Source organism: Sphingopyxis sp. (assembly GCF_035998905.1).
Taxonomy (GTDB): domain Bacteria; phylum Pseudomonadota; class Alphaproteobacteria; order Sphingomonadales; family Sphingomonadaceae; genus Sphingopyxis.
This window is the reverse complement of the sequence record NZ_DASYHG010000029.1, coordinates 143,413-155,831: the sequence shown is the minus strand read 5'-3', so window position 1 is coordinate 155,831 and position 12,419 is coordinate 143,413. Positions and strand designations below refer to the sequence as shown.

Below are 12,419 nucleotides of genomic sequence, written 5' to 3'. Positions count from 1 at the left end.
TGTAATACAACTTTGCGAGGGTAAGTCAATCACGAGTGTCATGGGGCCGGTTGAGGCAGGCCATCCCTTCTATATCAACGCTTTATGCGCTTCTTCGACAGGTCGTACATCGCGGTGCCGGCGAGCAGATAGGCGCCGCTGCCGTAAAATTGCGTCTCCTTCGCCGACACGCTGTCGGGGCGGTCTCCGACCTGCTGGACCCAGCCGAGCATCCCGTCGGGCTGCACCGCGTCTTGCAGCGCGTGCCACCCGCGCACTGCTGCGGGCTCATACACGCGCCGGTCGAGCAGGCCATTGTCGACGCCCCATGCAAAGGCATAGGTGAAGAAGGCCGTGCCGCTCGTTTCGGGCGGGGTGCCCGGATCATTGTCGAGCAGCGACGCAGGCCAATAGCCGTCGGCCTTTTGCAGCGTGACGAGCTTGGCCGACATGTCCTTGAACAGCCTCTCATAATAGGGGCGCTGCGGATCCTTCTTGTCCAGCACCTGCAGGACGCGGACGAGGCCGCCCATCACCCATCCGTTGCCGCGGCTCCAGAACAGCTTGCGGCCCTTGATGTCGCGCATGTCGAAAAAGCGGCTGTCGCGGAAATAGAGCTGTTCGGATGGGTCGAAGAGATAGTCGGTCGCCGCCTTCCATTCCTCGTGCACGAAATCGGCGTAGCGTTTGTCGCCCGTCGCCTTGGCGAGGCGGAGCATCGTCGGCGGCGCCATGAACAAAGCGTCGCACCAGCACCAGCGGTCGGTGCAGGTCGAGGTCCCCTTGCCGGGCGCGACCGGAATGACTTCGAGGCCGATCGTCGGGCGGTTGGCGAGCAAATGGTCGAAATAGGCGCGCATCGGTACGGCCGCCTGCTTCCCCCCGCCATTCTGCGCCGCCCACAACCACGCCTGCCCGATCAACTGGTCGTCGGCATGATAGGGACGGTCGCCCATCTGCCATCCCTCGGTGTGCCCGAGTTCGAGCAGCGGCTTCGCATAGCTTCTGTCCCGGCTCGCGAGTTCGGTCAGCGCGACCCAGAAGGTTGCCTGCTGCCAGTCGCGCACGTCGCGGACGCTCTTGCGCGCCGCGGGCATCGTCGCCCAGTTGGTGCGGTTCGCGAGCTGCCAGTCGGCGACGCGGCGCGTCTGCTCAAGGATCTCAGCGGGCCGGGGCATCGCCGGTTCGGCCGGAGCTGCTGCGGCTGCGGGGCTGGTCATCATCAGGGCAAGCAGGCTCAGCGGCATGTCATTTCCTTTGCGGGATCGAGGGGGTGGCCGGCGAAAGGAGAAGCGCTTCGGTGCGGTTTCACCGAATGCGGGGAGCATCCGGCGCTGCGCATCCTATTTCCTCTCCCTCAGAGGTGACGGCCTTTGGCCTTGACACCGGTGACATATGTCTTTCCTTTTTGATCGAGTGTCAATAAGGTTGTCACACAACTACTCCATATGCCCAGAGGGGATCGAATGCCGAAGATCGTGTCAGCGCGGGTGATATTGACCTCGCCGGGCCGCAATTTCACGACGCTGAAGATCGAATGCGACGACGGCACCACCGGCGTCGGCGATGCGACGCTCAACGGGCGCGAGCTTGCGGTCGCAAGCTATCTTTCGGAGCATGTCGTCCCGTGCCTGATCGGGCGCGACGCGCACCGGATCGAGGATATCTGGCAATATCTTTACAAGGGTGCCTATTGGCGCCGCGGCCCGGTGACGATGGCGGCGATCGCCGCGGTCGACATGGCGCTGTGGGATATCAAGGGCAAGGTCGCCGGCTTGCCGGTCTATCAGTTGCTCGGCGGCGCGGCGCGCGAGGGGTGTATGGTCTATGGCCATGCCAATGGCGCGAGCATCGAGGACACGATCGATGCGGCGCTCGATTATCAGCGGCAGGGATATAAGGCGATCCGGCTGCAATGTGGCGTGCCGGGGATGGCGTCAACCTATGGCGTCAGCAAGGACCGCTATTTCTACGAACCCGCCGACAACGACCTGCCGACCGAGAATATCTGGTCGACCGCGAAATATATGCGCGTCGTCCCCGAATTGTTCGCAGCGGCGCGCGAGGCGCTCGGCTGGGACGTCCATTTGCTCCATGACGTCCATCACCGGCTGACCCCGATCGAGGCGGCGCGGCTCGGCAAGGATCTCGAACCATATCGCCCCTTCTGGATCGAGGATGCGACCCCGGCCGAGGATCAGGACGCGTTCCGCCTGATCCGCCAGCATACGACGACCCCGCTCGCGGTCGGCGAAATCTTCTCGTCGGTCTGGGACTGCAAGGCGCTGATCGAGAACCGGCTGATCGACTATATCCGCGCGACCGTGCTCCACGCGGGCGGCATCACCCATATGCGCCAGATCGCCTCGCTTGCCGACCTCTACCAGATTCGCACCGGCTGCCATGGCGCGACCGACCTGTCGCCCGTGACGATGGCGGCGGCGCTGCACCTCGGCCTGTCGATCCCGAATTTCGGGGTGCAGGAATATATGCGCCACACGGCGGAAACCGACGCGGTGTTCCCGCACGCATATCGCTTCGAGGGCGGGATGCTCCACCCGGGCGATGTGCCTGGGCTGGGCGTCGATATCGACGAGGCGCTCGCCGAGACATTCCCTTATGCCCGCGCCTATCTGCCGGTGAACCGGCTCGAGGACGGGACGATGTGGAGTTGGTGATGCGGTTGGCAATCCTCGCACTTGGCTTGCTGGCGGTGCCTGCGGCGGCGCAGGAGCACCAGCCGCTCCGGTCGGCGACGGCGGAGGAACAGAAAGCGCGCACCGCAGTGACAATCGCCGACTATCGCTTCGACGACCTGCTCTGGGAAAACGACCGCATCGCCTACCGCATCTATGGCCGCGCGCTGGAAGCGGCCGAGCCGCCTTCGTCGTCGGGGATCGACGCGTGGGGCAAGCGCGTGCGCTGGCCCTTCATGGACCGCCAGCTCCGCACCGGCGACCAACATGCCGACCATGGCGAAGGCATCGATTTCTATAATGTCGGCACCGGGCGCGGGGTCGGCGGGCTCGGCATCTGGCACGACAACAAGCTGTGGACCTCGCGCAACTATGTGCGGCCGCGCATCCTGCGATCGGGGCCCGATGTCGCCGATTTCTCTGTCGATTACGATCCCTGGCCGGTCGATGTCATGCGGACGGTGCGCGAGACGCGCCGCTTCAACTTGCCCGCGGGGACGAATTTCACCCGCATGACCTCGACCATCGCGTCGAGCAGCGATGCGGAGCTGGTCGTCGGTATCGGCATTTCGAAGCGGCCGGTGGGCGGCGGCAAGCTGGGCGAGGTGAAGAAGGATAAGGCGGGGGCGCGGCTCGTCTGGTGGGGGCCGGCCGATGGCGAAAAGGGGCGGATGGCGGCGGCGGTGATCGTCGACCCGGCCGCCTTTGCCGGTTTTGCCGAAGATGCCGACAATTACCTCATCCTCGTGCGCATCCTGCCGGGGCAGCCCTTCGTATATTACAGCGGCGCGGCGTGGGACCGCGGCGGCGACTTCGCGACGCAGGGCGGCTGGAATAGCTATGTCGATGCGCAGCGCCCCGATTTCCGGCCCTAGCCAGTTTTGAAACGCAATGATAACGCGTCAACCATGGTAGCAACCAAGGCGGCATCGCTGGCGGACGATCTGGTCCAGCGTTTCGAGGAACGGATCGAGACGGGCGAAATGCCGCCCGGATCGCGCTTTCCGACCGAAAAGGCGATGACCGAAGATTTCGGTGTCAGCCGCACCGTCGTGCGCGAGGCCTATTCGCGGCTCGCGGCGCGCGGCTTGCTCGAATCGCGGCGCGGGTCGGGCGCCTATGTCCCCGACGGTGCGCAATATCGTGCGTTCCAGGTCACCGCCGAGGAAGTCGGCGAGATCGACGATGTGCTCAAGCTTCTCGAAATGCGCATGGGGTTCGAGGCCGAGATGGCCGACCTTGCTGCGCGGCGCCGCACCGACAAGGACCTGGTCGAGCTGCACCGTACGCTCGACGCGATGGAAAAAAGCAGCGACGTCGACGCCTCTGTCGCCGCCGATGCAGCCTTTCACGCGGCGATCGCCAGCGCGACGGGCAACCCCTATTTCCTCCGCTTCACCCAGTTCCTCGGCGTGCGCCTCGTCCCGTCGCGGCGGCTGTACCTGCAAGGCGACGACCCGGTCCAGCACCAGCGCTATGCGCATACGATCAATCGCGATCACGAGGCGATCGTCGTCGCGATCGAGGCGGGCGATCCTGCCGCGGCGCGGCGCGCGGCGCGGCGCCATATCGAAAAATCGATCTTGCGCTATCGCACCCTGAAGGAAGCACAATAGCGAAGAGCCACATCATCCGGGGCTGTTACGGCCCGCACGGACGTGCGGGCGCATGGCCGGGAATGGGGCAGGCAGGAAATTAGCTATCTACCGACCTTGATTTCGACTCGTGATGCTCTATTCCAACCCCGTGCACGGCGACCCCGACAATTACATCAGCCTGCTGTCGGCGGCGCAGATTGAAACGTTGCGGCACGTTTACGAGCACAAAAATTCCAAGCAGATCGCCCGCCTGATGAATGTCTCGCCGCACACGGTCGACGAACGCGTGCGGCGTGTGTTAAAGAAACTTAATGTTTCTAACAGGATAGAGGCAGCGCGCATCCTGGCTGTTAACGGTGTCTTCGATCATGTTACCCCTTATCAGCCTTTGACATATCAATTGATCGACCTAGGCGAGGTTACCCCCGCCGACGATGCCAAGCCGGGGCGCAGTTCGTTTCGGCGATTATTCGATATTGGTTCGCCATTTCCGACCGCGTCCCAGCCGGCCAACCGGCATGGGTTGATGGAAAGGATAATCTGGCCGATCCTGATCGCATTCGCGACGATTTTGGCCTTTTCCGCCCTCTATTCGATCCTTGTCGGACTCGGTCGTGTGATGACCTGAATGTTCGAACCGAATGCTGCGGGGGGGAAACCGGTAGCATTCTTTTTCAAGGAAAAAGAAGATGCTGAACGAACGAGTTTCTGCAGCAAAGAAGATCGCTTCCGACCTGCATTTGGCCGAAGACGCCATCGACGAAGCGATGATCCGTATCGCCCAGCTTGCCGCGACGCTGCCCACCGCGCGCCGCGAAACCAACATGTCGGCGATCGTCGGGCAGGAAGCGATGGCGAAGGTCGCCCATGCTCTCGCCGCCGCCGGCGAGGTCCGCCAGCTCCTGACCGACGCGCATCTGGCGCTGACGGTGACGCAGAAGGAAGTCGGCCTCGGCACGCGGATGTTCGGCGCGGGCGTCAAACCGGCGGCTGCCAAGCTGGTCGACGAAGGCAGCAACGATCGCTCGGGCGTCGACGCGCCCGCGTTCGCGAAGGCCGGTTGATCCGCAAGAAAGGTTGATAGCCACAATGTGGTCCGTGGCGATCTATTATGTTGTGCTGTTCATCACGGTGGCCGTCGCGATCCGACGCGGCGGGCCGCTGGAACGCTGGGCAGCCTATACAGCATTGATCGCCTCGGTCCTCACCAGTGCCGTGACACCTTTCCCGACCTGGACCGATATTGAGTTTAATATCTTCGTTATCGACATGCTGGTTCTGCTGAGTTTCTGGCTCATCGCCATGAAAGCGCACAGTTTCTGGCCCTACTGGATCACCGGATGGCAGCTCATCGCCATTTTCGGGCACATCCAGAAGTTCATGTTCTCGGAGATATTGGCGCGACCCTATTCGCTCCTCTCAGTCTATATATCGTACCCGATCCTGTTGCTGATCATCTACGCATCGGGATCGTCCAGTCGGCGGAACGACGTCGCAGCCTAGTGTTCGTGGCTCCCCAGGGGGCATCACTACATGCAGCAATTTTCGAACCAAGAAATTGCCGAGCTGAAATCGCGTGTCGACCAGATTCAGGAGCTGCTCGCCGGCCGTGCCGAAGAGCCGGTGGGTCCTGTGCGGGCCGAAGCCGGCACGCGGGGCGAAGCGCCACTGACGGCGGGGCTGCTCGACCAGCTGTCGTTCAGCATCCAGATCCGGCGGATCCGCCGCAGCCATTTCGGCACCGCGGAGATGTCGGGCCCCACATGGGACATGATGCTCGACCTGATGCTGGCCGGGACGCACGCACGCGTGCTCAGCGCGAGCGACCTTGCCACCGGCGCGGGGGTTCCGCTGTCGTCGGGACTGCGCATGATCAGCGCGCTCGAACGGCTGGGACTGGTCCACCGTGCGATCGACGAGCGCGACCGCCGCCGCACGATCGTTCGGCTGACCGACGTCGGCACCGAACGCATGGCGAGCTATTTCGACAAGGTCGGTGCCGCGTGGCAGGCCGGGCAGACGCTGGCGGCCTGACGGTCCCGAAGGCGGCAGGCCCGGCCGCCCGCGCGGGTCATTCGGTCATCTCGCGCATCATGCGGTCGACCTTGATCATCGCCTCGCGCTTGATCTGGCAGATCCGCGCGGCGCTGACGTCGAGGGTCAGCCCGATCTCGTGCAGGTTGAGCTCTTCGAAGAAATAGAGCTGCAGCACCATCTGCTCGCGCTCGGACAGGCGGCTGACGCACTGGCGCAGCGCACCCATCAAATCCTCCTGCTCGCATTTCTCGCCCGCGCCGATGCCCTCGTCGGCGACGAGGAAAGCGCCGATGTCGGTCAGCTCGTCGAGCGAGGTCGAACGGCCGTGCGTCGCATTGCGTTCGAGCGCGAAATAATCCTCCGCCGACATGTCGAACGCGACCGCCATCTCGGCGGCGGTCGGTGCACGCATCAGCTGCTGTTCGAGCGTGCCGCGCATCGCCTGGATCCGCTTCGTCGCGGTCATCGCCGAACGGCCGACATCGGCTTCGCGGCGCAGCTGGTCGATCATCGCGCCGCGGATGCGGGTCGTGGCATAGGTGGCGAACGCGAACCCGCGCTCTTCATAGTGGCGGCTCGCCTCGATCAGCGCGATCAGCCCCGTCTGGATCAGGTCGTCGAGTTCGCTCGTCCGCGACACGCGCGAAAACACCTGCCACGCGATCTTGCGGACCAGCGGCGAATATTCCTCGACCAGCGCCTCGACGCTTTCGCCATAGCCGCGCGCGCGCGGAGCGCGTCCGACGGTCCCGGCAAATTGCTCGGCGGGCTCAATTCTCATGCGGTTGGTCCTCCATGTGGGCGTCGGCCCCGTTCGCGAGGCGCGGCACTTCGGCGCCGATCGTCGCGACGATTTCGGTCTGCTTGTTCGCCGGGATTTCGAGGTAGGAAATGACGGCAACGTCGGGGAAGGTGGCGCGCACGAGCCGCGACAGCGCCGAACGGCAGATCGGCGAGGCGACGAGCGCGAAACTGCGCGTCTGGAGCAGCAAGGGTTCGACCGCCTGACCGACCTGTTCGATGATCGTCATCGCCATGCCATGCTCGAACGGCCATTCGGCGGCGGGGTTGGCGCGCACCGCCTGGTTGAGCAGCATCTCGACCTCGGGGCTGAAAGTGACGACGGGAAGTGGCATCCGGCTGGGCACGATCGTTTGCACGATCAGCGCGCCGATGCGCTGGCGCACCGCCTCGACGAGGTCGCTCTCGCCGAGTTGCTGGCCCGACAGCGTGACCATCGCCTCGGCGATCTTGCGGAAGTCGCGGAGCGGCACGCGTTCGACGAGCAAGGATTTGCACAGGCTAGCGACGCGCGGCAGCGCATAGCCCTGCGGGCTGAGATTCTGCGCGAGCTGCGGATAATGGATCTTGAGATTTTCGATCAGCGCTTGCGCGTCGTCGATGCCGAACAGTTCGGCGGCGGCGCCGACGATGCTGTTGTTGAGGTGCGTCGCGACCACGGTCGCCGGGTCGACGACGGTATAACCCGCGGCGATCGCGTCATTCTGCATCGCCTTCGGGATCCACAGCGCGTCGAGGCCGAAGGTCGGGTCCTTGCACGGGCGCCCCGTGACCTTGGTGACGAGGTCGCCCGAATCGAGCGCGAGCATTTCGTTGGGGAAGACTTCGTCCTCGCCCACGATCACCCCGGCGACCGAGATGCGATAGACATTGCCCGGCAGCGACAGGTCGTCGGTGACCTTCACCGGCGGGACGACGAAGCCGAGCTCCTTCGACAATTGGCGGCGGATGCCCGTGATCCGCGTCATCAGAGGCGAACCCTTGCGTTCGTCGACGAGGCTGACGAGCGCATAGCCGATCTCGAGCTGGCACGCGCTCGCGTCGCTGACGTCCGCCCATTCGATGTGCGACGGGTCGGGCGCGGGCGCCGCCGGCTCGGGCAGGTCGGCGACCGCGGCGGCGCTGCGGCGCAGCTGCCAGCCGATACCGAAGGACAGCGCGGCCGCGGGCAGGATCAGCATCTGCGGCATCGCGGGGACGAGGCCGAGGATGAACAGGATGCCGCCGACCGCCATCCAGATGGCGGGCGAGGCGAACTGGCTGCCGATCTGGCCGCTAAGGTCGAAGGGCGAGGCGACGCGGGTGACGATCGCGGCGGCGGCGATCGACAGCAGCAGCGCGGGAATTTGCGCGACGAGCGCATCGCCGATCGCGAGCGTGACATAGGTGCTGCCCGCTTCGGAGAAGCTGAGCCCGTGGCTGAAGATGCCGAGAATGAGCCCGCCGACGATATTGACGAACAGGATCAGCAGGCCCGCGACCGCGTCGCCCTTCACGAATTTCGACGCACCGTCCATCGAGCCGTAGAAATCGGCTTCGGTCGCGACTTCGACGCGGCGCGCCTTCGCTTCTTCGGGAGTCAGCAGCCCGGCGTTGAGATCGGCGTCGATCGCCATCTGCTTGCCCGGCAAGGCGTCGAGGGTGAAGCGCGCCGACACTTCGGACACGCGGCCCGCGCCCTTGGTGATCACGATCAGGTTGATGATCATCAGGACGAAAAAGACGAACAGGCCGACGACATAGTCGCCGCCGATCAGCACCTGGCCGAACGCCTCGATGACATGCCCCGCCGACGCCGTCCCTTCGTGGCCGTGGACGAGCACGACGCGCGTCGAGGCGACGTTGAGCGCGAGCCGGAACAATGTCGCGAGCAGCAACACGGTCGGGAAGGCCGAGAAGTCGAGCGGTTTCGACGCCTGCAGTGCGACCATCAGGATGAGCAGGCTGATCATGATGTTGGCGACGAAGCTGATGTCGAGAATCAACGGCGAAACCGGGATCACCATCAGCCCGACGAGGATCAACATTCCTGCGGGCAGCGCCGAGAGGCCGGCGATGCGGCCGATGTTGCCGAGGTTGAAGCCGCCGGTCATGCCGCGCCTCCCGAAAGCGTGGCGAGCCGCCGATAGGCATCGGCGGCAAAGCCCATCGAGAGCTTTTTCGGCATAGGCTGGATATCCATCATCTGAAGTGGCGGGCGCCCCCCGCCCGAGCCCGCGAGGCCTGCCGAACTGCTCGCCTGCGCGTGCCAGCCCGAGGGGGCGAAGGGTTTCATATTTTCGATCTTGCCGCCGTCCTCGAGTTTCACGCGAAAGCGTTCGCGGATCTCGGCAAGGCTGCGCATGCTGCCGTCGGGGGCATAGAAGACCGATCGGTTCGCGGCTGCGGCCTCGGGCATCATCGATGCGCCGGGCTGGTCGGGGTTCGCCTCGAGCGCCGACAGGAATTTGGCGGCGCCGCCCGACCCAAGAAAATGCGCGAGATAGAGGTCGACGGGTTCGGCGCTGCGGCCGATCCGGCTTTCGAGATAGTCGCGATTGTCGCCGGTCAGCGCGGCGGCCATGTTCGACGACGCGGCGGGGTCGTCGCGCAGGTCGAAAATCTGCTGGCGGAGCGTCGGGTCGGTCACCGTCAGCCGGCCCGATGCGTCGCGGCCGATCGCGTCGGCCGCCCAAGCGAGCCCGTGGTTCGCACCATGGCGGTCGAGCGTCGCGAGCCAGGTCTGCTTGGTGAACTGGTACAGCCCGCGCGCCGACGATGTCGGCGCCTTCGCGGTCGGGTTATACCCGCTTTCGACGCGCGCGACGTCGACCAGATAATCGAAATCGATTCCCGAGCGCGCCGACGCATTCTGCACCGCATCGATGACGGGTGCGGCGATGCGCGATGGGCCCTGGGGATTGTTGATTGCGTTCATGGCTGTCGTTCCGCTGGTTCAGCAGAACAAAAGCAATCATCGTGCCATTTCCCCGAAACGGCATGAAATCACATGGTTATCAGTATCTTAAAGCGGCGCCGCGATGATGGGTGCCACGGATTTCATGGCTCCTGTCAATCCTCTGACGCGTCCAGTCCTTCAGGATGTTGACGCGCACTGCTGCCGCCTCCAGCCGTCCGAGCGTCTGGCCGATCAGCGTCCGCGCGCGAAGCTCGCTACCTGCGGGGATGCTCGCGCCGCGAAACAGGATTACCGCGGTAGCCAGTTCTTCGGTGGCGGCGATGATGGCGCCGGCATCGTGCCCGTCGAGCGCGCCGACCAGCGTGTCGAGCCGCGATTGTATTTCGTCCATTTGCGAAAGCATCAATCGGCTCCGCCGTGGAAATCGAGCATCGCGCTCGCGATGATCGCGGGATGAACGCCATAGCTGCCGCCGGCGATCGCGGTGCGGAGCGCGGCGACGCGCGCGACGTCGACCGGTGGCGCCTGGTCGGCGAGGCTGCTTGCAAGGCGCGTGAGCCGTGCGGTCGGCAGGCTGTCCGGCGTCGGTTGGAGCTGCGCCGCAGCGCGCATCGGTGCCGCCGTCTCGCTGGCGACCCGGCGCAACGGGACGGCGCGGCCGATGCCGCCGACTGGTCCGATCTTGCTGTCACCCGACATAAAAGCCTCCATCCGATGCCGTCAGAAAAGTGACGACGCGGTTCACGAAGGCTTTAACGGACGGTGTATGCCGCGATTAAGGCGACTGGCCGCAAAAAGGCAAAAGAAAGGCCCGGCGGCGTCGGAATGCCGACAGCCCCCGGGCCGATGGTTAGGCGGAAGGTGCGTAAATCAGTTGTCGAGGCGCGCGCGGCCCGGGCCGGTGACGGTGGCGCTGAGCGACGATTTGGCGTCGTTCCCGCGCAAGGCGATGGTTTCGCCGAGGCGGCCGTCCTGGGTTGCGATCGCGGCATAGCTGATCGAATAGCTCGGTGTCTCGATCGTCACGCGGACATTGTCGCCGCGGCGGATCACGGGGGCGCCGGATGACGGGCGGACAAAGCCTGCCGCCGCGGGGGCGGCGTCGACAGGGCCGGTCATCGGCACGCGCAGGCGCCAGCCGAGCGGCGCGCAGCGCACCGCGAGCGTCTGGGCATCGATCGCGGTGACCGACGCCTGTTCGGGGCAGCGCGCCAGCTTGATCCGGCGATCGATCGGGGCCGCGCTCTGGCCCATCGCGGCCGCCACCATGTTGGTCAGCGCGTCGATGGCCTGCCAATCCTCATTGGCCTGCTGCGCGTGTCCGGCGGTCGGGGCGGCGACAAGGCACGCCGCAAGGCAGGCGAAGCGGGTGGGGGTCTTGCGGGACACGGTCGATCTCCTTCGGGTCCAATGGCTCGCCCGATATTGTGCAGGAAGCGTGCCAGTCGCGCTTTGGTGCGCGGTTGCGTGCGGCAAGGCGCGGTGTCGTCGGATTTTTGACGAGCCTCGCTGTGGCATCGGTTATTTGTGAATTAAACGACTGAAAATAAATAGAAAATCTAATTTGGCACGGCGGTTGCATAATTCCTTGGGTGATTTTCCGCGTGTCCGTGCTGCAGCCGGTCCGGACCCCGGCGAAAGGAAGTTGATGATGGCATCCGAGAAACTCTTTGGCCTGCACGCGACGGCGCTCCAGCTGCGCAGCCAGCGCATGATGATGCTCGCGTCGAACATCGCGAATGCAGCGACGCCGGGTTACAAGGCGCGCGATCTCGACTTCGCCAAGGCGCTCGACCTCGCGCGGCAGGGCGGATCGACCGCCAACGCCGTGGAGGGCGCGGTGGCCTACCGCGTCCCCGTCCAGGCGTCGCTCGACGGCAATACGGTCGAAATGGCGACCGAGCAGACGGCCTATGCCGAAAACGCGCTCGCCTATCGCTCGAGCCTGTCGTTCCTTTCCGGCCGCATCAACACGCTGACGCGTGCGCTCAAGGGCGAATAACGATGAACGGCAATTTCTCCGTCTTCGACATCAGCGGCCGCGCGATGTCGGCGCAGCTCGTCCGGCTGAACACCACCGCATCGAACCTTGCCAATGCGGGAACGGTCGCGGGCAGCGAGGCGGGCGCTTTCCGCTCGCTGAAGCCGGTTTTTCGCACCGTGATGGACGGCCAGGGCCGCGCGACGGTCCAGATCGACCAGGTCACGACCTCGAAAATGGCGCCGTCGAAGCGTCACGACCCGTCGAACCCGCTCGCCGACAAGGACGGCAACGTATGGGAAGCCGCGGTCGATAGCGCCGCCGAACTGGTCGAGATGGTCGAGACCGCGCGCCAGTACCAGAGCAATGTCCAGGTCCTCGAAACCGCGAAGGGCCTGATCAACGAAACCCTCAGGATGGGACAGTAA

16 protein-coding genes are annotated in these 12,419 nt (G+C 64.8%); 9 read left to right on the top strand and 7 right to left on the bottom strand.

From position 1 onward, the window contains the following. Positions 1–74: 74 nt before the first annotated feature. A complete protein-coding gene (locus VGN62_RS17955; protein WP_327456423.1) occupies positions 75–1,226 on the bottom strand; it encodes a glycoside hydrolase family 88/105 protein in 1,152 nt (383 codons plus the stop codon). A gap of 219 nt (positions 1,227–1,445) precedes the next feature. On the opposite strand from VGN62_RS17955, the gene manD reads away from it, so the two are divergent. The 7 genes from manD to VGN62_RS17920 all read left to right on the top strand — a co-directional run bounded on the left by manD (position 1,446) and on the right by VGN62_RS17920 (position 6,307). Continuing rightward, positions 1,446–2,657, top strand: coding sequence for a D-mannonate dehydratase ManD (gene manD, locus VGN62_RS17950; RefSeq protein ID WP_327456421.1), 1,212 nt, complete (start codon positions 1,446–1,448; stop codon positions 2,655–2,657). Then, the gene (locus VGN62_RS17945) at positions 2,657–3,550 is read left to right on the top strand and encodes a DUF4861 family protein (RefSeq protein ID WP_327456419.1); all 894 of its coding nucleotides are present in this window, start codon (positions 2,657–2,659) and stop codon (positions 3,548–3,550) included. The genes manD and VGN62_RS17945 overlap by 1 nt, the downstream gene beginning before the upstream one ends. Before the next feature lie 33 nt (positions 3,551–3,583). Continuing rightward, entirely contained in the window at positions 3,584–4,291 is a 708-nt protein-coding gene (locus VGN62_RS17940) for a FadR/GntR family transcriptional regulator (RefSeq protein ID WP_327456417.1), read from the top strand. A gap of 112 nt (positions 4,292–4,403) precedes the next feature. Then, the gene (locus VGN62_RS17935; RefSeq protein ID WP_327457015.1) at positions 4,404–4,901 is read left to right on the top strand and encodes a helix-turn-helix transcriptional regulator; all 498 of its coding nucleotides are present in this window, start codon (positions 4,404–4,406) and stop codon (positions 4,899–4,901) included. Positions 4,902–4,962: 61 nt separating this feature from the next. Further along, complete coding sequence (locus tag VGN62_RS17930; RefSeq protein ID WP_327456415.1) at positions 4,963–5,337, top strand: hypothetical protein; 375 nt, start codon at positions 4,963–4,965, stop codon at positions 5,335–5,337. A 25-nt stretch (positions 5,338–5,362) separates the two neighbouring features. Then, the gene (locus VGN62_RS17925) at positions 5,363–5,776 is read left to right on the top strand and encodes a hypothetical protein (RefSeq protein ID WP_327456413.1); all 414 of its coding nucleotides are present in this window, start codon (positions 5,363–5,365) and stop codon (positions 5,774–5,776) included. A 30-nt stretch (positions 5,777–5,806) separates the two neighbouring features. Continuing rightward, the gene (locus VGN62_RS17920; protein ID WP_327456411.1) at positions 5,807–6,307 is read left to right on the top strand and encodes a MarR family winged helix-turn-helix transcriptional regulator; all 501 of its coding nucleotides are present in this window, start codon (positions 5,807–5,809) and stop codon (positions 6,305–6,307) included. Positions 6,308–6,344: 37 nt separating this feature from the next. Here VGN62_RS17920 and VGN62_RS17915 read toward each other — a convergent pair whose 3' ends face one another. From VGN62_RS17915 to VGN62_RS17890, 6 genes are all read right to left on the bottom strand, one after another. Then, positions 6,345–7,091, bottom strand: coding sequence for a FliA/WhiG family RNA polymerase sigma factor (locus tag VGN62_RS17915; protein WP_327456409.1), 747 nt, complete (start codon positions 7,089–7,091; stop codon positions 6,345–6,347). Further along, the gene (flhA, locus tag VGN62_RS17910; protein WP_327456407.1) at positions 7,081–9,204 is read right to left on the bottom strand and encodes a flagellar biosynthesis protein FlhA; all 2,124 of its coding nucleotides are present in this window, start codon (positions 9,202–9,204) and stop codon (positions 7,081–7,083) included. The genes VGN62_RS17915 and flhA overlap by 11 nt, the downstream gene beginning before the upstream one ends. Continuing rightward, positions 9,201–10,028: a transglycosylase SLT domain-containing protein gene (locus tag VGN62_RS17905; protein WP_327456405.1), complete on the bottom strand. Its 828-nt coding sequence runs from the start codon at positions 10,026–10,028 to the stop codon at positions 9,201–9,203. The genes flhA and VGN62_RS17905 overlap by 4 nt, the downstream gene beginning before the upstream one ends. A 79-nt stretch (positions 10,029–10,107) precedes the next feature. After that, complete coding sequence (locus VGN62_RS17900; RefSeq protein WP_327456403.1) at positions 10,108–10,413, bottom strand: hypothetical protein; 306 nt, start codon at positions 10,411–10,413, stop codon at positions 10,108–10,110. Continuing rightward, complete coding sequence (gene flgM / locus VGN62_RS17895; RefSeq protein WP_327456401.1) at positions 10,413–10,709, bottom strand: flagellar biosynthesis anti-sigma factor FlgM; 297 nt, start codon at positions 10,707–10,709, stop codon at positions 10,413–10,415. The genes VGN62_RS17900 and flgM overlap by 1 nt, the downstream gene beginning before the upstream one ends. Before the next feature lie 171 nt (positions 10,710–10,880). Beyond that, positions 10,881–11,399 carry a flagella basal body P-ring formation protein FlgA gene (locus VGN62_RS17890; protein WP_327456399.1) on the bottom strand — a complete coding sequence of 173 codons (519 nt, stop codon included), beginning with the start codon at positions 11,397–11,399 and terminating at the stop codon, positions 10,881–10,883. A 259-nt stretch (positions 11,400–11,658) separates the two neighbouring features. On the opposite strand from VGN62_RS17890, the gene flgB reads away from it, so the two are divergent. Together flgB and flgC are read left to right on the top strand one after the other, a co-directional pair. Further along, entirely contained in the window at positions 11,659–12,012 is a 354-nt protein-coding gene (flgB, locus tag VGN62_RS17885; RefSeq protein ID WP_327456397.1) for a flagellar basal body rod protein FlgB, read from the top strand. A gap of 2 nt (positions 12,013–12,014) precedes the next feature. Next, positions 12,015–12,419, top strand: coding sequence for a flagellar basal body rod protein FlgC (gene flgC, locus VGN62_RS17880; RefSeq protein ID WP_327456395.1), 405 nt, complete (start codon positions 12,015–12,017; stop codon positions 12,417–12,419).